General features: G+C 54.1%; 15 protein-coding genes. 3 read left to right on the top strand and 12 right to left on the bottom strand.

What is annotated here, in order from left to right; all coding sequences use genetic code 11:
- Positions 1-35: 35 nt before the first annotated feature.
- The 5 genes from atpD to ACKPCT_RS18925 form a co-directional block, all read right to left on the bottom strand.
- Positions 36-1,466, bottom strand: coding sequence for a F0F1 ATP synthase subunit beta (gene atpD / locus ACKPCT_RS18945; RefSeq protein ID WP_319567642.1), 1,431 nt, complete (start codon positions 1,464-1,466; stop codon positions 36-38).
- Between the two features lie 23 nt (positions 1,467-1,489).
- On the bottom strand, positions 1,490-2,377 hold the full coding sequence (locus ACKPCT_RS18940) for a F0F1 ATP synthase subunit gamma (RefSeq protein WP_090074649.1): 888 nt from the start codon (positions 2,375-2,377) through the stop codon (positions 1,490-1,492).
- A 30-nt stretch (positions 2,378-2,407) separates the two neighbouring features.
- A complete protein-coding gene (gene atpA / locus ACKPCT_RS18935) occupies positions 2,408-3,937 on the bottom strand; it encodes a F0F1 ATP synthase subunit alpha (protein WP_090074648.1) in 1,530 nt (509 codons plus the stop codon).
- Positions 3,937-4,497: a F0F1 ATP synthase subunit delta gene (locus tag ACKPCT_RS18930; protein ID WP_175528149.1), complete on the bottom strand. Its 561-nt coding sequence runs from the start codon at positions 4,495-4,497 to the stop codon at positions 3,937-3,939. The genes atpA and ACKPCT_RS18930 overlap by 1 nt, the downstream gene beginning before the upstream one ends.
- Positions 4,498-4,750: 253 nt before the next feature.
- Positions 4,751-6,946, bottom strand: a complete 2,196-nt coding sequence (locus ACKPCT_RS18925) for a primosomal protein N' (RefSeq protein ID WP_407652437.1) — start codon at positions 6,944-6,946, stop codon at positions 4,751-4,753.
- Between the two features lie 185 nt (positions 6,947-7,131).
- Here ACKPCT_RS18925 and fsa point away from each other — a divergent pair, with 185 nt between their 5' ends.
- The 3 genes from fsa to ACKPCT_RS18910 all read left to right on the top strand — a co-directional run bounded on the left by fsa (position 7,132) and on the right by ACKPCT_RS18910 (position 9,569).
- The gene (fsa, locus tag ACKPCT_RS18920; protein ID WP_090074645.1) at positions 7,132-7,785 is read left to right on the top strand and encodes a fructose-6-phosphate aldolase; all 654 of its coding nucleotides are present in this window, start codon (positions 7,132-7,134) and stop codon (positions 7,783-7,785) included.
- A gap of 156 nt (positions 7,786-7,941) precedes the next feature.
- Entirely contained in the window at positions 7,942-8,925 is a 984-nt protein-coding gene (locus ACKPCT_RS18915; RefSeq protein ID WP_319567640.1) for a tyrosine recombinase XerC, read from the top strand.
- Positions 8,926-9,158: 233 nt separating this feature from the next.
- A complete protein-coding gene (locus ACKPCT_RS18910) occupies positions 9,159-9,569 on the top strand; it encodes a hypothetical protein (protein ID WP_319567639.1) in 411 nt (136 codons plus the stop codon).
- Positions 9,570-9,689: 120 nt separating this feature from the next.
- Here the strand turns inward: ACKPCT_RS18910 and lpdA are convergent, their stop codons facing one another.
- From lpdA to zapE, 7 genes are all read right to left on the bottom strand, one after another.
- Positions 9,690-11,090, bottom strand: coding sequence for a dihydrolipoyl dehydrogenase (gene lpdA, locus ACKPCT_RS18905; RefSeq protein WP_090074642.1), 1,401 nt, complete (start codon positions 11,088-11,090; stop codon positions 9,690-9,692).
- 102 nt (positions 11,091-11,192) lie between these two features.
- The gene (gene odhB / locus ACKPCT_RS18900; protein WP_090074641.1) at positions 11,193-12,428 is read right to left on the bottom strand and encodes a 2-oxoglutarate dehydrogenase complex dihydrolipoyllysine-residue succinyltransferase; all 1,236 of its coding nucleotides are present in this window, start codon (positions 12,426-12,428) and stop codon (positions 11,193-11,195) included.
- Positions 12,429-12,462: 34 nt separating this feature from the next.
- Positions 12,463-15,450 (bottom strand): 2-oxoglutarate dehydrogenase E1 component, encoded by a 2,988-nt coding sequence (locus tag ACKPCT_RS18895; RefSeq protein WP_090074640.1) that lies wholly within the window; start codon positions 15,448-15,450, stop codon positions 12,463-12,465.
- A gap of 122 nt (positions 15,451-15,572) precedes the next feature.
- Entirely contained in the window at positions 15,573-16,484 is a 912-nt protein-coding gene (gene sucD, locus ACKPCT_RS18890) for a succinate--CoA ligase subunit alpha (protein WP_319514617.1), read from the bottom strand.
- Between the two features lie 4 nt (positions 16,485-16,488).
- Complete coding sequence (gene sucC, locus ACKPCT_RS18885; RefSeq protein WP_319567638.1) at positions 16,489-17,685, bottom strand: ADP-forming succinate--CoA ligase subunit beta; 1,197 nt, start codon at positions 17,683-17,685, stop codon at positions 16,489-16,491.
- Positions 17,686-17,947: 262 nt separating this feature from the next.
- The gene (gene mdh, locus ACKPCT_RS18880; RefSeq protein WP_319567637.1) at positions 17,948-18,910 is read right to left on the bottom strand and encodes a malate dehydrogenase; all 963 of its coding nucleotides are present in this window, start codon (positions 18,908-18,910) and stop codon (positions 17,948-17,950) included.
- 151 nt (positions 18,911-19,061) lie between these two features.
- On the bottom strand, positions 19,062-20,207 hold the full coding sequence (gene zapE, locus ACKPCT_RS18875; RefSeq protein WP_319567636.1) for a cell division protein ZapE: 1,146 nt from the start codon (positions 20,205-20,207) through the stop codon (positions 19,062-19,064).
- Positions 20,208-20,503: the final 296 nt, after the last annotated feature.

The following is a 20,503-nucleotide window of genomic DNA, read 5'->3' as shown; positions in this document are numbered from 1 at the left end:
TGTACCTACTTCCTTCTCCGCCGGGAAGAAGCCGCTTAAGCGGCCTCTGCTGCGAGTTTCTCGGCTTTTTCGATTGCTTCCTCAATGGAACCAACCATGTAGAATGCCGCTTCTGGCAGATGGTCATATTCACCACTGACAAGGCCCTTGAAGCCCTTGATTGTGTCTTCCAGAGAGACCAGCTTACCAGGAGAACCAGTGAAGACCTCGGCAACGTGGAACGGCTGAGAAAGGAAACGCTCGATCTTACGAGCACGTGCAACCGCCATCTTGTCTTCTTCAGAAAGTTCATCCATGCCAAGAATGGCAATGATGTCCTGAAGAGCCTTGTAGCGCTGCAGTGTTTCCTGAACCTGACGAGCCACTTCGTAATGCTCATCACCGATAATACGCGGATCAAGCATACGGGAGGTGGAGTCAAGCGGGTCCACAGCCGGATAAATCCCTTTCTCGGCAATCGCACGGTTCAGAACCGTCGTTGCATCCAAGTGAGCAAAGGACGTTGCTGGCGCCGGGTCGGTCAAGTCATCGGCTGGCACATAAATGGCCTGCACGGACGTAATCGAACCCTTGTTGGTCGTGGTAATACGTTCCTGCAGCTGGCCCATATCGGTCGCCAGAGTAGGCTGATAGCCCACAGCTGACGGAATACGACCCAGAAGCGCGGACACCTCGGAACCTGCCTGCGTGAAGCGGAAGATATTGTCCACGAAGAACAACACGTCCTGACCTTCGTCACGGAAATGCTCAGCCACGGTCAGGCCGGAAAGAGCAACACGGGCACGGGCTCCTGGAGGCTCGTTCATCTGGCCATAAACCAGAGCACATTTGGAGCCTTCGCCGCCGCCTTCCTTGTTCACGCCGGATTCGATCATTTCCCAGTACAGGTCGTTCCCTTCACGGGTCCGTTCCCCAACACCGGCAAACACCGAGTAACCACCGTGGGCTTTAGCGATGTTGTTGATCAACTCCATGATAAGCACGGTTTTGCCCACACCGGCACCGCCGAACAGACCAATTTTACCGCCCTTTGCATAAGGCGCGAGCAGATCAACCACCTTGATGCCGGTTTCCAGAATCTCACCTTCGGTGGACTGCTCCACAAAGGTTGGTGCTGGCTGGTGAATTTCGCGGGTCAGCTTGGTGCCCAGTTCGCCGGCTTCGTCAACAGGCTCACCAACAACGTTGATGATGCGTCCGAGCATTTCTTCACCGACCGGCACGGCAATAGCCCGTCCGGTATTGGAGACGCCTTGGCCGCGAACCAGCCCCTCGGTGCTGTCCATTGCAATGGTGCGAACGGTATTTTCGCCCATATGCAACGCTACCTCGAGAATGAGGCGCTGACCGTTGTTATCAGTTTCAAGTGCGTTCAAGATCGGTGGAAGATCACCCTCGAACTGGACGTCCACAACAGCGCCGATAACCTGCGTGATACGTCCGGTAGCTGCTTCATTTGCTGCCATTCGTCTGTCCTCATCAATCGCCGTCAGAGCGCCTCAGCACCCGAGATGATTTCAATCAATTCATTCGTGATTTGAGCCTGACGCTGACGGTTGTATGACATTTCCAGTTTGCCAATCATTTCGCCAGCATTGCGCGTAGCATTGTCCATGGCGGACATGCGAGCACCTTGCTCAGAAGCACCATTTTCTAGAAGCGCATGGTAAACCTGAACCGATACGTTTCTCGGTAGAAGATCCAAAAGGATTTCTTCCTCATCCGGTTCATAGTCATATACTGCACCGGATGCATGAGACCCTTCGCTCTCGACCTCTTCAAAAACAGCTGGAATGATCTGCATAGCAGTTGGAACCTGTGTCACCACAGATTGGAACTGAGAATAAAAGAGCGTACAAACATCGAATTCGCCTTTTTCGAACTTGTTCAAAATCGGGCGTCCGATGCGGACTTCTGCGTCGCTGAAGCGGATATGTTTCAAATCTCGCATATCAACGACTTCGATGATGTCATCACCAAATTCGCTCTTGAGTGCGTCAAAGCCTTTGCTCCCGACGCAGATCATCTTGACTGTCTTGCCCGCAGCTTTCAAAGCACGGGCCTTATCGCGCGCAAGACGCGCGATAGAAGAGTTGAAGCCACCGCAAAGACCACGTTCAGCGGTACAAACCAACAGCAGGTGGGTCTGATCAGATCCTGTTCCTGCCAGCAGCTTTGGTGTCGATTCATCCATCGCACACCGCGCTGCCACGTTGGCCAGCACCTCACTCATGCGTTCGGCATAAGGCCGGGCATTTTCCGCCGCGCTCTGGGCACGACGGAGTTTTGCGGCCGCCACCATCTGCATGGCTTTGGTGATCTTCTGAGTCGCCTTAACCGAGGCGATACGATTCTTGAGGTCCTTAAGGCTTGGCATGATTAGCCTCCGTTCCCCGTCAGTCCAAAGTTACGCAAAATTCTTTGCGAAACCGTCGACCGCCGCCTTCAGTTTAGATGTAATTTCGTCATCGAGAGCCTTCTTCTCGCGAATGGCTTCCAGCACATCCTTGTGCTCGTTGCGCATCACGGAAAGCAGACCTTCTTCGAACGAGCGAACCTGGCTAACTTCAATGGTGTCCAGATAACCGTTCACACCGGCATAGATCACAGCGACCTGTTCTTCCACCCGAAGAGGTGAGAACTGCGGCTGTTTCAAAAGCTCGGTCAAACGGGCACCACGGTTCAGCAAGCGCTGGGTCGTGGCATCAAGGTCGGACCCGAACTGCGCAAACGCGGCCATTTCACGATACTGTGCCAATTCACCCTTAATCGGGCCGGCAACCTGTTTCATGGCCTTGATCTGTGCCGAAGAGCCCACGCGGGACACGGACAGACCAACGTTCACAGCAGGACGAACACCCTGATAGAACAAATCGGTTTCCAGGAAGATCTGACCATCGGTAATGGAAATCACGTTGGTCGGAATGAACGCGGACACGTCGTTTGCCTGGGTTTCAATAACCGGCAGAGCGGTCATGGAGCCAGAGCCATTGTCTTCGTTCAGCTTCGCAGCGCGTTCCAACAGACGAGAGTGCAGATAGAACACGTCACCTGGATAAGCTTCACGCCCTGGAGGACGACGCAGAAGCAAGGACATCTGGCGATAAGCCACAGCCTGCTTGGTCAGGTCATCATAAACCAGAAGCGAGTGCATGCCATTGTCACGGAAGAATTCGCCCATGGCGCAACCGGCAAACGGTGCCAGATACTGCATTGGAGCAGGATCGGAAGCCGTAGCAGCCACGATGATCGAATATTCCAGCGCACCGTTTTCTTCCAGCGTTTTCACGAACTGGGCAACGGTGGAGCGCTTCTGACCAATAGCAACATAAACGCAATAGAGTTTTTCGCTTTCCTCTCCAGTGTCGTTGATCGACTTCTGGTTCAGGATCGCGTCAAGAGCAATCGCGGTTTTACCGGTCTGACGGTCACCAATGATCAGCTCGCGCTGTCCACGACCGATCGGGATCAAGGCGTCCACGGCCTTGAGTCCTGTCTGCATTGGTTCATGAACGGATTTACGCGGGATAATGCCCGGCGCTTTCACGTCCACGCGACGGCGTTCGTCGGCCTCGATCGGGCCTTTACCATCAATTGGGTTACCAAGCGGATCAACGACACGGCCCAGAAGGCCCTTGCCGACAGGTACGTCAACGATGGCGCCGGTCCTTTTGACCACATCGCCTTCCTTAACGCCTCGGTCATCGCCAAACAGCACGACGCCGACATTGTCCATTTCAAGGTTGAGCGCCATACCGCGCATTCCACCAGGGAATTCCACCATCTCACCGGCCTGGACATTATCCAGACCATAGATGCGGGCGATACCGTCACCAACAGACAGAACCTGACCAACTTCGGAGACATGAGCGTCTGTGCCGAAGTTCTTGATCTGCTCTTTGAGGATTGCGGAAATTTCCGCGGCCCGAATATCCATCAGCCGACCTCTTTCAGTGCAATCTTGAGCGAGTTGAGTTTAGTGCGCACAGATGAGTCAATCATCCGCGAGCCTACTTTTACAACAAGGCCGCCCAGAATATCTGCATCGACCTTGGCATGAATTGCAATATCCTTGCCCAACGCTTCCTTGAGCGACGCTTTGAGCGCAGTCAAGTCGTCATCGCCCAAAGGCTGAGCGGACGTGACTTCTGCCACCTGCTCACCACGATGGATGGAAAGGATTTTGCGAAAAGCTTTAATTATTCCCGGCAGAGAGAACAGCCGGCGATTTTGAGCAACGACACGAACAAAGTTTCCGACAGTGCCGGACATGCCGACCTTGTCCAAAAGCGCTGAAACAGCCGAGAGTTGCTCGTCAGCAGTAAAGACAGGGCTTTCAACAAGCCGCATGAAATCTTCACTTTCATCCATGATGGCCTCAATGCGTGCAAGATCAGCTTCCACCGCATCGATTGCCTTTTCTTCGAGAGCAAGATCGAACAACGCGCGAGCGTAACGTTCGGCCACTCCTGAAACTTCTGAATTTGTATCTGTCACTTGGTCGCTCTCTGACATTTGGAGAATACTCCCAACCATAATGCGAAAACATGAGCCAATAAAAGCCCTTATCTTCCCTGGAAGTCTGTCTCATCTGTCCGGGGATATAAATCCCTGAAACCGCTAGCTCGTCTAGCACATGGAATGAGCATGCGCAACATTGCGGTTAAAGCCATAAGTCGTAAATCGTACTGTGAAACCAGGCTTATGAGCCTGTTCTACACAGTTTCATCCCTTCGCATAAGCAAAAAGATTACATGAAGGAAACCGGGTCTACATCCACCTGAATACGTAAAGATCCTGCGATTTTAGGGCTTTGCGCGAGCCAGCGACGCAGCCATTGCGACAGCGAAAAAGAGCGCGGAGCCATCACCAAAAGTCTAAAGCGAAAACGTCCACGAAGCACGGAAATCGGGGCTTCAGCGGGCCCCAGCACCCGCACCCCTTCCTCATGAGGAACGGCCCTCACCATCTCCCGACCATAGGCCAGAGCGGCCTCGCGATGCTCCGAAGACAGAATCACAGCAGCCAGTCGACCAAAAGGTGGCATAGCCGCTTTGCGACGTTGGTCCAACTCATATGTGTAAAACTCTTCTCTTTCGCCTTTCGCAAGCGCAGCAATAACCGGATGATCAGGTACATAGCTCTGAAGCAGGCCTCGCCCCTGCCCCTTCACACGCCCGGCCCGCCCTGTCACTTGTGCTAAGGTCTGGAAGACCTTTTCGCCTGCTCTTAGATCGCCATGCGCAAGTCCAAGATCGGCATCGATCACCCCGACAAGCGTCATGCCGGGGAAGTTATGCCCCTTGGCAACCAGCTGTGTGCCGATCACGATATCCGCCTCTCCCGAGGCGATCAGATCAAGCTCGGCCCGCAATTGCTGCACCCCATGTATGAGATCGCTGGAGAGAATAACAATTTTGTGATCCGGCCAACGAGTCGCCGCTTCTTCGGCAATCCGCTCTACTCCGGGGCCACATGCCACCAGACTATGCTCATCTCCGCATTGCGGACAAGCAGGCGGAACAGGCTCGCAATGGCCACAATGATGACAGACAAGCTGCTTGCGGAAGCGATGCTCCACCAGCCATGTTGAACAGTTAGGGCACTGAAAGCGATGCCCGCAGGTTCGGCAAAGGGTAAGCGGCGCATAGCCGCGCCGGTTCAGGAACAATAGGCTCTGCTGCCCCGCTTCAATGGTCTCGTTGACTGCATCAATGAGAACAGGAGAAAGCCAGCTACCCTTCTCGGGCGGATTGACGCGCATATCAATCAGGGAAATATCCGGCATCGACTGACCGCCATAACGGCTTGGCAACCGGATGTGCCTATAGCGCCCCTGATCAGCATTGTTGCGACTCTCTACCGACGGGGTCGCGCTGGCCAGAATCACGGGAAAACCGGACAGGTGACCGCGCACCACCGACATATCCCGAGCATTGTAGATGACGCGGTCCTCCTGCTTGTAGGCACCGTCATGCTCTTCATCGACCACGATCAGCCCCAGATCGCGGAAAGGCAGCATGAGGGAAGACCGAGCCCCGACAACCACCTGCACTTCGCCCGTAGCCACCCCGCGCCAGACAAGATTCTTGTAACGCTGGGCCTGGCCGGAGTGCCATTCCCCCGGTCGCACACCGAATCGGCTTTCAAAGCGATGCAAAAAGGCATCTGTCAGCGCGATTTCGGGCACGAGAATGAGAATCTGTTTGCCCTGACGCAACGCCTCGGCAACAGCTTCGAAATAAACCTCGGTCTTGCCCGAACCAGTCACCCCGTCCAACAACACACCCTCGAAGACCTGAGCCTCAACAATCTTGCGGATTTCTTCAGCGGCCTCAGCCTGAAGGTCAGACAAGGCAGGGGGTGCGAAATCAGCCTGCGGCGGCTCCATCAGGGCCGGAGGGGGCAATTGGCATTGAGTGAGTGTCCCGCTCTTTACCAAGCCATCAACCACCGATGACGAGACGCCAGCCCGCTCCGCGATGGCGGCCTTTGTTTCAGCCAATCCGCCTTCCATAGCTTCCAACACACGCGCACGCGCCTTGGTCATGCGCTCTGGCGCGTCGCCCGTCAGCCTGAGTGCTGCAACCGGCTTGGGCGGCAACAGCGCATCCTCGCCGCGCAGCACCATGCGCAGCACCATGCCGCGCTGAGACAGCGTATATTGCGCAATCCAGTCAACAAATTTGCGGAAATCCTCAGACAGGCGCACCCCGTGGTAAACTTCCTGAATATCCTTGAGCCTTGCTTCATCGGAAAATTCACTGGGATCATCCCACACCACGCCAAGCACGGAGCGCGGCCCCAACGGAACCCTGACCACCTGCCCCGGCTCAAGTCCCCCATCAAACCCCCGCCCCGTTTCATCGCCAAACAAAGAAGGCGAATCGACAGGCACTCGATAACTGTAACAACTATCCACATAAACCGGGACGAGAACTGACACAATTTGACGCTTTGACGACAAGATGATCCCTATTCCTTTACGAAGGAAGCAAATAAATTGATTTCGCCTTAGAGGTGGGCTGACGATGCGTGTACTATAGTTTATTGAACATATCGTACCTCGCCCGCGATTTCCAATCAGGTAGTCGCGCATGCATGGCTAACGGAAACGGAGCACGAAAGACAATGAAATTCTTCGTCGATACTGCCGAAACAAAAGATATCCGCGAACTGGCGTCTACTGGCCTGATCGACGGTGTTACCACCAACCCATCCCTGATCGTGAAATCCGGGCGCGACTTCAAAGAAGTCATTGCTGAAATCTGCGAAATCACCGATGGTCCGGTTTCTGCGGAAGTCACCGCACTCGAAACCACCCAGATGCTGGCAGAAGCCAAAGAACTTCTCAAGATCGCAAATAACATTGCCATCAAGGTTCCCCTGACGATCGACGGTCTGAAAACCTGTAAGGCCCTGACCGACGAAGGCCACATGGTCAACGTAACCCTGTGCTTCTCTGCCAACCAGGCTCTTCTGGCTGCAAAAGCTGGCGCAACCTTTATTTCCCCGTTCATCGGTCGCCTGGATGATCTGAACATCGACGGCATGGAACTGATCGAAGATATTCGCACCATCTATGACAATTACGGCTTCGAAACCGAAATTCTGGCTGCGTCCATCCGCAATGCCAACCATGTCAAGGAATGTGCGCTTGCTGGTGCCGATGTGGCAACCATTCCGCCAGCAGTGATCAAGGGTCTCGCAAACCATGCCCTGACCGACAAAGGCATCGAAGCCTTCATGAAAGACTGGGCAACCACCGGTCAGTCCATCCTGTAATCAACAGAGGCGAAGGCGGACCCGGTTCTGCCTTAAAGCTTGTGTAAATTTTATCCCCGATGCTGAGACCACCAGCACCGGGGATTTTTGATTCCCCAAGTATCATACCCGAAGCACCCATCCCGCCTCGGGCACGACAGAATGAGACACGGCAGCATGCCTAGCAATCAGGCCAAGAAACAGACAAGAAAGCAGGTCAACAGCGATGCCCCCCTTATCATCGCAACGCCGACCCTGCGCGAAAAGCAAAGTCGCTGGCTCAAGAGCCTTGAAGGCGAGCGCCGCCTCTCGGCAGCAACGCTGGAAGCCTATGATCGCGATCTCGACCAGTTCTTCACCTTTCTGACCCGGCATATGGGCGAGGTCTCGGACCTGCCGCATTTTCCCGGCCTCAGACCGGCCGATATTCGCGCTTATATGGCCGAGCGTCGTCGACAGGGCACAGGCTCACGTTCTTTGGCGCGCGGCATGGCTGGCATCCGCTCTTTTGTCAGATATCTGGAAGAACAGGGGCTGGCCTCCAGCGCGCCGTTCAACGCCATCCAGACGCCTAAATATTCCCGCTCGCTGCCCAAGCCACTCAGCGAAGAGAAGGCGAGCCAGTTGGTCGATCCAGGCCAGTCCCTTTCCGATGAACCATGGGTGACAGCTCGCGACAGCGCCATCATGTTGTTGCTTTATGCCGTTGGCCTGCGTATTTCAGAAGCTCTGTCGCTGACGCCGAACAGCGCTCCGCTGCCCGGACAGGACGCCATGACCATAACCGGCAAGGGCGGCAAACAAAGGCGACTTCCGGTACTGCCCGTCGTGCAGTCGGCTCTGCAGCACTATCTCTCTCTTTGTCCCTTCGATCTGGAGCCCGATGAAGCGCTTTTCAGAGGCGTACGCGGCGGCGCCCTTAATCCACGCATCGTGCAGAAAACCATAGCCTCCATGCGCGGAGCACTCGGGTTACCCGACAGCGCAACACCGCACGCCCTGCGTCACTCTTTTGCGACCCACCTTCTGGCCAACGGTGGCGATTTGCGCACCATTCAGGAACTATTGGGACATGCCAGCCTTTCAACAACACAAGCCTATACCGAGGTGGAGATGTCTGAGCTAATGCAAATCTATCAAAAAGCGCACCCACGTTCCTGAACATCAACCATAGTAAAAAGAATTTCTTCTAACAAAGATTGCAAAGCTCTCGCTTGCGATCCGCTTAATAGATGAATTTAAATTCAATAAATTAGATACGACTAAGAATTAATTTTCTATTATTTTTCTTAATTGCAACGTAACACATTTAGTCTATACTTTACAAAAGGCGTTCTTCACGTCGAGAAACTACCTGTTTTGGCAATCAAACGATATATCGGAGGAGGAGCCAAATGGTATATCGCGCCGCTTTAGTATTTTTACTGGGGCTATTTGCTTCGAGCATCGCGCAAGCTGGCGAATGCGTTGACTCTCAAACGCTCGGTACTTGGGAGAATCCATTTGCCGGTCATCGATATGATCTCACCAAGCTCGAAATCAAGGAAATCTGCAACGCACGCACCGTTCCCCATATTCAGGTGAAAGCCTACACCGCATGCGCACCCCGCGATTGCACATGGGGACGGTCCATCGCCCATCAAAGTAGCTCGACCAGCCTGACGGTTGGCTACAACACCTTTTTCGCAAGGCGCACGGTAACCGTGTCCATCAATGGCAAACGCATGGACGCCACCGTCTATGACGATTTCCATGACCCGCGGAAAGCAAACACCACACGGTCTTTTGTCCTCTGGCGCAAATAGCCAATACTTTCCGCACCCGAGAAAAGATCCGGACAGCCCAATCCAGCAAAAAGGCCGCCCTGATAGAGAGCGGCCTTTTGTATATTCTCAAAGACGATATCAGCGGCATGAGCCGCCCGACTACATATGGATCGGGCGTTTATCGACCGCCAGAGCGGCTTCCTTGACTGCTTCGGAAAGAGTCGGATGTGCGTGAATGGTGCGAGCCAGATCTTCAGCAGACCCTGAGAAGGCCATCAGAACAGAAGCTTCATGGATCATTTCACCGACACCGGCACCGATCATATGCACGCCCAGAACCTTGTCTGAGGTCTTGTCAGCCAAGATCTTGACGAAACCGTCTGTATGACGCTGTGCCTTGGCGCGACCATTCGCCGTGAAAGGGAATTTGCCGACATTATAAGCGATACCGGCTTCCTTGAGCTGTTCTTCGGTCTGCCCCAGAACGGCGATTTCCGGCATCGTGTAAACAACGCCCGGAACAAGGTTATAATCCACATGACCGGCCTGCCCGGCCAGAGTTTCAGCCAGCGCAACGCCATCATCTTCAGCCTTGTGCGCCAGCATAGGACCGGCAATCACATCACCAATGGCATAGATGCCGTCAACATTGGTCTTGAAATGCCCATCAGTCGCCACGCGACCGCGTTCATCCAGAGCAACACCGGCTTCTTCAAGGCCAAGACCTTCGGTATAAGGACGCCGCCCGATTGCCACCAGAACGATGTCTGCTTCCAGCTCGGATGCTTCCCCGCCCTTGGCAGGTTCAAGGGTTACCTTGACCCCTTTCTTGCTCTTTTCAACGCCAGTCACCTTGGTGCTCAGCTTGAAGTCAAAGCCCTGCTTCTTGAAGATGCGCTGAGCATTCTTGACCACTTCGCCATCCATACCCGGCAGGATGCGATCAAGGAACTCGACAACGGTTACTTCCGAGCCCAGACGACGCCAGACAGAGCCCAGTTCAAGACCGATAACACCGGCCCCGACCACGATAAGCTTGCCCGGAACCTCGTCCAGTTCCAGTGCACCGGTGGAAGAAACAACCTGTTTTTCGTCAATTTCAACGCCCGGCAGCGGCGCAACATCAGAACCGGTGGCAATCACGATTGCCTTGGCTTCAAGGGTCTGTGCCTCGCCGGTTTCCGGCGTGACTTCCACTTTGCCCGCAGCAAGGATCTTGCCTGCGCCATGAAAGACATCGATCTTGTTTTTCTTGAACAGGAAGTCGACACCACCAACATTACCATCGATCACGGCCTGCTTGTGGCCCATCATGGCCTTCAGATCGAGAGACGGCTTGCCAACCTTGATGCCCATATTGGCAAAGTCATGGCCAGCTTCCTCAAACAGTTCCGAGGCATGCAGCAGGGCTTTTGAAGGGATACAGCCAACATTCAGGCATGTCCCACCATGGGTGCTGCGCTTTTCGACCACAGCCACCTTCATGCCCAACTGCGCGGCTCGAATCGCGCAAACATATCCGCCAGGGCCGGTACCGATCACGACCATATCATAAGACATTTCATTCACTCCTGAAGAATGCTGGATTGATGGAGTGTTGGCAAAAACCAAACTCGAATATCAAAAACGGGGCACACCGGCCCCGTTTCATAAATCGTCAAATCAGATGTCCATAACCAGACGCTGTGGATCTTCAAGGCTTTCCTTGATGCGCACAAGGAAGGTAACCGCTTCCTTGCCATCCACGACGCGGTGGTCATAAGACAATGCCAGATACATCATCGGACGAATAACGATCTCGCCATTGCGCACCACCGGACGCTCTTCAATGCGGTGCATGCCCAGAATACCGGACTGCGGCGCATTAAGAATAGGCGTGGACATCATGGAACCATAAACACCGCCGTTGGAAACGGTGAAAGTACCACCCTGCATTTCCTCGATGGTCAGCTGACCATCTCGGGCGCGGCGGCCAAAATCTGCGATTTCTTTTTCAATTTCAGAAAGAGACTTCTGATCCGCATCCCGCAGAACCGGAACCACCAGACCGCGAGGAGAACCCACGGCAACGCCAAGATGGACGAAATGCTTGTAGACCAGATCCGTACCATCAATCTCGGCATTCACTGCCGGGATTTCTTCCAGAGCCTTACAGATGGCCTTGGCGAAGAAGCCCATGAAGCCGAGACGAACGCCGTGTTTCTTCTCGAACAGATCCTTATACTGCTTACGCATCCCCATAACGGCGGACATGTCCACATCGTTGAAGGTGGTCAGCATGGCAGCCGTGTTCTGGGCATCCTTGAGACGGCGCGCAATGGTCTGGCGCAGCTTGGTCATGCGAACGCGTTCTTCACGGGCCGCATCTTCAGGTGCAGAAGCCGGACGCTTTGCAGCAGGCTGGGGCGCAGAGCCAGAAGGAGCGGTTACGCCACCAGCGATCGCATTGATCACGTCGCCCTTGAGCACCTGACCGCGCACACCAGTGCCAGAAACAGAAGCGGGATCCACTTTCTGTTCGGTCATCATCTTGGCAGCGCTAGGAGCTGGAGGCATGGAGGTCGGTGCAGCACTTTGAGCAGCAGGGGCAGGAGCTGCGGCAGGCGCGGCTTCTTCCTTCGGAGCTTCTTTCTTGGGAGCAGGAGCCGCAGCTTCGCCTTCCCCTTCAAGCAGCATCGCCAACAGCGCGCCAACTTCAACGGTTTCCCCTTCCGGAGCAACAATATCGCCCATGGTACCGGAAACCGGCGCAGGCACCTCAATGGTCACCTTGTCGGTTTCAAGTTCTACGAGCGGCTCATCGGCTTGAACCGCATCACCTGTTGCCTTGAACCATTGACCGATCGTTGCTTCGGTCACAGATTCGCCCAGTGTAGGGACTTTGATTTCCGTAGCCATTTGGTTTTCTCACATTTATTATTTGGTTCAGCCGTTATTCGGCAAACGCATCATCAAGAAAGGCCCTGAGCTGGTTCATATGCCTGCTCATCAGACCGGTAGCTGTCGCTGCGGATGCCGGACGCCCTACATAGGCCGGCCGTTTGACACTCGCATCAATCTGGTTGAGAACCCATTCCAAATAAGGCTCAATGAAGGTCCAGGAGCCCTGATTCTTCGGCTCTTCCTGACACCAGACCATATCGGCCTGCTTGAAGCGCCCAAGTTCCTTGATCAGGGTTTTTGCCGGGAAAGGATAAAGCTGCTCGACACGCATAAGATAGACATCATTGATGCCGCGTTTCTCGCGCTCTTCATAAAGATCGTAATAGACCTTGCCAGAACACAAAATGACACGACGGATCTTGTCATCCGATGCCAGCTTGATTTCCTGATTAGGCCGGATCTCTGCATCATCCCAGAGCACACGATGGAACGTGCTGCCTGCACCAAGCTCGGCGAGATTGGATACCGCACGTTTGTGGCGCAGCAGGCTTTTGGGCGTCATAAGGATCAGCGGCTTGCGGAAGCTGCGTCTCACCTGACGGCGCAGAATATGGAAATAGTTGGCCGGCGTGGAGCAGTTGGCCACCTGAATATTATCCTCGGCACAAGACTGAAGATAGCGTTCAAGACGAGCCGAGCTATGCTCAGGACCCTGCCCTTCATAACCATGTGGCAGCAGAACCACCAGACCAGACGCACGCAGCCATTTTCGTTCTGCGGAGGAAAGGAACTGGTCAAACACCACCTGAGCGCCGTTGGCAAAATCGCCAAACTGGGCTTCCCACATGGTCAACCCGCTTGGCTCAGCCAGAGAGTAGCCATATTCAAAGCCAAGAACAGCTTCTTCGGAGAGCATCGAGTTGATGACCTCATAGCGGTTCTGGCCCTTGCCGACATGGTTGAGCGGAATATAGCGGCTTTCATCCTGCTGATCATACAAAACCGTATGACGCTGGGAGAAAGTGCCGCGTTCGCTGTCCTGACCGGAAAGACGCACCGGATACCCTTCACGAACCAAAGAGCCAAAGGCCAGTGATTCAGCCGTTGCCCAATCGATTCCCTCGCCGGTTTCCATCATCTTGGCCCGGTTGTTAAGGAACCGCTGCACCGTGCGGTGAACGTTGAACCCTTCGGGAACCGTTGTCAGCTTTTCGCCGATTTCCCTCAGTTCTTCCACATCAACACCGGTGTTACCCGAACGACGATCATCTTCGGCGCTGGCGGTCGTCAGACCGGACCATTTGCCATCGAACCAGTCGGCCTTGTTGGGAGAGAAGCTCTGGCCGGCCTCGAATTCATCATCCAGCATCTTACGCACATCGGCGCGCATCTGCTCAAAATCTTCCGGCGTGATGACCCCTTCTGCAATCAACTGGTCAGCATAACGCTGAAGGCTGGTTGGATGCTTGCGGATCTTCTTATACATCAGCGGCTGGGTAAAGGCCGGTTCATCGCCTTCGTTATGACCGAAACGACGATAGCAGAACATGTCGATCACGACCGGTTTGCCAAACAGCTGACGGAATTCCGTGGCGATCTTGGCGGCAAACACCACCGATTCCGGATCGTCCCCGTTACAGTGGAAGATCGGAGCCTCGATCATCTTGGCCAGATCAGACGGATAAGGTGACGAACGCGAGAAACGCGGATAGGTCGTAAAGCCGATCTGGTTGTTGATGATGAAATGGATCGAGCCGCCGGTCCTATGGCCTCTGAGGCCGGAAAGGCCGAAACACTCAGCCACAACGCCCTGCCCGGCAAAAGCAGCATCACCGTGGATCAGCAAAGGCAGCACCGAGGTACGATCCACTTCCGTGGTTTCGATGAACTTGCCATCGTCCGCAGAGAGCTGATCCTGCTTGGCACGCGCTTTACCCAGAACAACCGGATTCACGATCTCAAGGTGAGACGGGTTTGCCGTCAGCGACAGGTGCACATTGTTATCATCGAAAGACCGGTCCGAAGAGGCACCAAGGTGATATTTCACGTCACCGGAGCCTTCCACATCATCAGGCGTAATAGACCCACCCTTGAACTCATGGAAGATGGCGCGATGCGGCTTGCCCATCACCTGGCTCAAAACGTTGAGGCGACCACGGTGGGCCATGCCGAACACGATCTGCTTGACGCCCATGGCGCCGCCGCGCTTGATGATCTGTTCCAGCGCCGGAATAAGCGACTCGCTGCCATCAAGTCCGAAGCGCTTGGTGCCGGTATATTTGACGTCGAGGAATTTCTCGAAGCCTTCCGCTTCCACCAGCTTGTAGAGAATGGCCTTCTTGCCGTTTTCGGTGAAGGCAATCTGCTTGTCCGGCCCTTCGATACGTTCCTGAATCCAGGACTTTTCAGCCGGATCGGAAATATGCATGAATTCCACACCAAGGGTGGAACAATAAGTCCGGCGAAGAATTTCGAGCATTTCAGGGATCGTGGCAAACTCGAGCCCCAGAACATGGTCGATGAAAATCTTGCGGGTATAATCGGCTTCGGTGAAGCCGTAAGAGGAAGGATGCAGCTCTTCATGATCCTTGGCATCTGCCAGATTGAGCGGATCAAGTTCTGCATGCAGGTGACCGCGCATACGATAGGCGCGAATCATCATGAGAGCGCGAACGGAATCGCGTGTTGCCTGCTGAACGGCAGCATCGGTCAGTTCCACACCCTGACCCTGCGCCTTGCTTTTCAGCTTGTCGCCCAGCTTTTTCTCATCGGCGACAAAGTCGCCACCAGCCAATGCAGAAACCAACTCACCATTGGTCGTTGGAGGCCAGTCATCTCGCTTCCAGGATGCGCCACGCGCATTCGCGGCAATATCGCCGCTGTCATCCTGCAAATCCTTGAAGAAGACTCGCCACTCTTCTTCTACAGATGTCGGATCTTTCTGAAAACGGGCATAAAGATCTTCGATATAAGACGCGTTACCTCCATAGAGGAAGGAAGATAACGCAAACGCTTCATTTGCGTCCTGACGTGCCATCGCCACCACCGCCGAACCTTCGTTCGGTCTCTTTTTTCTAGCTCAGCACCATTGCTGAACTGATCTGCTGCCACGAGATAGGTATAACTCCTATCTCGCAGCAATAACGTAATGTCGCGCTTTTACTTACCTTTGAGCAAGTCAACCAAAGTGGTACCGAGACTTGCCGGAGAAGGTGAAACGCGGATCCCTGCGCTTTCCATCGCAGCAATTTTATCTTCAGCCCCGCCTTTTCCGCCGGAAATCACGGCACCTGCGTGCCCCATTGTCCGGCCGGGAGGAGCCGTGCGGCCAGCAATAAAGCCGACCATTGGCTTCTTGCGCCCTTTTTCTGCCTGCTCCTTGAGCCATTCGGCAGCATCTTCTTCAGCGGATCCACCAATCTCACCAATCATGATGATGGATTCCGTTTCCGGATCATCAAGGAACAGGTCCAGCACATCGATAAATTCGGTGCCCTTGACCGGATCACCGCCAATCCCAACGGCAGTGGTCTGGCCCAGACCTTCATTCGTCGTCTGAAACACTGCTTCATACGTAAGTGTACCGGACCGGGAAACAATACCAACCGAGCCTTTCTTGAAGATGGAACCGGGCATGATGCCGATTTTGCACTCTTCAGGAGTAAGGACACCGGGGCAGTTCGGACCAAGAAGACGGGAATTGGAGTTTTCAAGGCGCTGCTTGACTTTCACCATATCCACCACAGGAATCCCTTCGGTGATACAGGTGATGAATTCAACGCCAGCATCAATCGCCTCGATAATCGCAGCAGCAGCCCCTGCGGGCGGCACATAGATCACCGAAGCCGTGGCGCCCGTTGCGTCCTTGGCTTCCTTCACATTGGCAAAGATCGGCAGCTCGGCAGCGCACTCAACGCCGGAAGACCAGGTTTCCCCGCCCTTCTTGGGATGAACACCCGCCACCATTTTCGTGCCGAAATAATTGAGAGCCTGCTCGGTGTGAAACGTACCGGTTTTACCGGTCAGACCCTGCACGATGATTTTGGTATCTTTGTTGACAAGAATGGACATCGTATTAGGCCCCCTTCACAGCTGCGACGATTTTCTGAGCAGCATCGTTGAGATCATCAGCAGGAATGACATTGAGGTCGCTTTCAGCGATCAATTTCTTGCCTTCTTCAACACGCGTGCCTTCCAGTCGCACCACGAGGGGCACTTCAAGCCCGACTTCCTGAACAGCCGTCAACACACCTTGCGCAATCACATCGCACCGCATGATTCCGCCGAAGATGTTGACCAGAATGCCCTTCACATTGGGATCAGACGTAATGATCTTGAAGGCCGCCGTTACCTTTTCAACGCTCGCCCCACCGCCAACATCAAGGAAGTTGGCCGGTTCAGCACCGTAAAGCTTGATGATGTCCATCGTGGCCATGGCAAGACCAGCACCGTTCACCATGCAACCGATGTTGCCATCAAGGGCCACATAGGCAAGATCATATTTGGAGGCCTCGATTTCCTTGGCGTCTTCTTCGGTCTTGTCGCGAAGCGCCATCACATCGGGATGACGGAACAGCGCATTGCCATCGAAGGACACCTTGGCGTCCAACACACGCAGGCGCTGGTTTTCCATCACGATCAAAGGGTTGATCTCGAGAAGGGACATGTCCTTCTCAACGAAAGCCTTGTAGAGGATCGGGAAGAGATGCATGCCATCATCGCGTGCAGTGCCTTCCAGCTTCAGCGCATCGCACAGCGCGATCGCATTGTCCGCCGTCACTCCCGCATCCGGGTTGATCGGCACGGTAAGAATCTTGTCCGGCGTCTCTTCAGCAACAGCTTCGATATCCATGCCGCCTTCGGTCGAAACCACGAAGGCTACGCGACCGCTTGTCCGGTCGACGAGGATGGATAGATAGAGTTCGCGGTCAATATCGGCACCATCTTCAAGATAGATGCGGTTGACCTGCTTACCGGCTTCACCGGTCTGGTTCGTTACCAGGGTTGACCCCAGCATCTGTCCGACAAACTCGACAACTTCCTCCTTGGAGAAAGCGAGTCGAACACCCCCTTTTTCGCCGGCAGACTCTTCTTTGAATTTGCCTTTGCCGCGACCGCCCGCATGAATCTGGGATTTAACCACCCAGAGCGGACCGCCCAGTTTTTCTGCAACAGCACCTGCTTCGTCAGCGGAAAAGATGGGCAAACCGTCAGCGACGGGCGCACCATATTCCTTAAGCAAGGCCTTAGCCTGATACTCATGAATATTCATGGGATCTCCCCTAATCTTTGGATCGGCCTGATGAACACCGTGAGCAAGCGCCACCAGACTGGTCTTTGCTTGTGGTCTTAATGCACCACTCCCGTGCGCTTCCCGATCCATCCCCATGGGCCGTTTCACGCTTGGAAGTGGTGCAAGAATTTAGGCCGGGGGATTCCTGAGCCGTAAGCCAGGAGCGCAGGAAAGCCCGGTATCAATCCCTCTCGATTGTTCAAGCCGTCTCAAGAGGGGGGATCTCAATCGCCTATCTTACTCAAGCGAGTTCTGGAGCAAGACGCTGGCAAGCCTCGATGAGGCCTTTCACAGAGTCAACAGAGTTGTCGAACTGTGCTTTTTCGTCTTTGTCCATTTCGATCTCGACAACGCGCTCGATGCCACCAGCACCGATAACGGTCGGAACACCGACATACATGCCATCGATGCCATACTCACCGAAAAGATGAGCAGCACAAGGCATAACGCGTTTTTTGTCTTTGAGGTAAGATTCTGCCATTGCGATTGCTGAAGCAGCCGGAGCGTAGAATGCAGAACCGGTTTTCAGCAGCTTGACAATTTCTGCACCGCCATCACGGGTACGCTGAACGATTTCGTCCAGACGGCTCTGTTCGATCCAGCCCATTTTAACCAGATCAGGAAGAGGAATACCAGCAACAGTGGAGTAGCGAATGAGCGGAACCATGGTATCACCATGACCACCCAGAACAAATGCGGTAACGTCCTGTACGGATACGTCGAATTCGTCTGCCAGGAAGTAACGAAAACGAGCGGAGTCCAGAACGCCAGCCATGCCGACAACTTTGTTGGCAGGCAGACCCGAGAATTTCTGCAGAGCCCAAACCATCGCATCAAGCGGGTTGGTGATGCAGATTACGAAAGCATCTGGTGCATATTTGCCAATGCCGGCACCAACCTGCTTCATGACCTTGAGGTTGATTTCAACCAGGTCATCACGGCTCATGCCAGGCTTGCGAGGTACACCAGCGGTAACGATAACAACGTCAGCACCAGCAATCGCTTCGTAAGACTGGGTACCAGACAGTTTAGCATCGAAGCCGTCTACTGGAGACGATTCAGCAATATCGAGTGCCTTGCCTTCCGGGGTCCCTTCAGCAATGTCGAAAAGGACGACATCGCCCATTTCGCTCAAGCTGGCAAGGTGTGCCAGAGTGCCGCCAATTTGGCCTGATCCGATAAGTGCAATTTTCTTCCGCGCCATATTCAGTTTCCCTTAACGTAAGGTTCTCCCAAAACTGGGAATGGATGGCTGTGTGAGTACCGCGAATCCGGTGCGCTTTCAAGTCGCAGATAGTTTTAAATGCATAAAAAACCCGAGACTTTTGGCGAACTTAACCTTTACGTTAAGGGAATTATAACCTTGAGCAATCTTCCAGATATTCGTCTGATTGCATTTCGGTAAGACGGGAGGCTGTGCGATCAAACTCGAAGGCCTCCGTTCCGTTCATATTCTGCGCCAAATCAAACTGGGAAACCTTGGCCAACGCAATGACACGCACATGATTGTCATAGAGCGTATCGATCAGAATGATGAAGCGTTTGGCCTCGTTGCGCATGGTCCGCTCGAATGGCGGAATACCGTCGATAAAGATCGTATGATAGACCTCGCACAAGCGCAAATAGTCCGAGGCACCCAAGGGGCGAACACAAAGATCTTCGAACGAAAAACGGGCCATGCCATGGTAAGCCTCGGGCACATGGATGCTGCGCCCCTGATTTTCCACCGCATCGCTGGGCGCACGTGGCGCCTCAATAACCGTCTCCCACATGGACTGGAAACGGGCTTCGGTTTCTGCATTTTTCGGGAAGAGATAAACCGGTTGACCACCCAACTTTTCCATCCGGAAATCGGTCCGCGACGAGAGCCGAACCACCTCACATCGCTCTTTCAGAAGCGCGATGAAGGGCAAGAACAGCTGCCGGTTCAACCCGTCCTTATACAGCAGATCCGGATCAACGTTGGACGTGGCAACCACCACCACCCCATCCGCAAACAGACGGGAGAAGAGACGCCCCAGAAGCATCGCATCAGCAATGTCCGTGACGCTAAACTCATCAAAGCACAACAATCGCATTTCCTGACACAGAGCGTCAGCGACGGGTTTGATCGGATCATCACCCTTGATCTTGCCGCTGGCGATGTCGGCCCGTGCCTGCTTGATGCGCGCATGCATGTTACGCATGAATTCATGGAAATGATAGCGCCCCTTGCGCTTGACCGGAGCCACCTCGAAAAACAGGTCCATGATCATGGTTTTGCCGCGACCGACCTCACCCCAGATATAGAGCCCCCTTACGGGTTCAACGGGCTGGCGTTTGGCAAACAACCAACCAAGGGAGGACGTCTTCCGCGAGAGCCGCTTTTCACTCACTTTTTCAAGCAATTGGTCGAAACGAACGGCCAATGCCCTCTGATCAGCATCCTCATCGATATCACCGTGGCGCACTTTACTGTCATACAGGTCCGATACCGAAATGTCGCCTAATTCACTGTTCAATTGCTTGCCTCATCAAGATCCGGCATGTAATGCCCTGAATATGCGCCGCAATGCCCCGCCTGCCGCAGCCTTCACCAGATCGCAAGGCGAGACATCGAAACAAAGAGCAAGCAGCGATAGCTTTATCCGTACACGCGATCAAAAGCGGCATACGGACAAAACGCAAATAAGAATGGTTCTGCTTTAGGGGAAATGACGACGCAAGGAAATGATCCCTAAGACGGATGAAGAGCATAAAGACCTGCTTCATGCTCTCCCATATACGCCATCAGCTTGAAGGACACTCTCAGACCGAG

The sequence above is a fragment of the Cohaesibacter marisflavi genome (assembly GCF_963665895.2).
GTDB classification, from domain to species: Bacteria; Pseudomonadota; Alphaproteobacteria; order Rhizobiales; family Cohaesibacteraceae; genus Cohaesibacter; species Cohaesibacter marisflavi.
The sequence above is the reverse complement of the archived record's forward strand: the minus strand, read 5'-3'. Positions and strand labels throughout refer to the sequence as shown.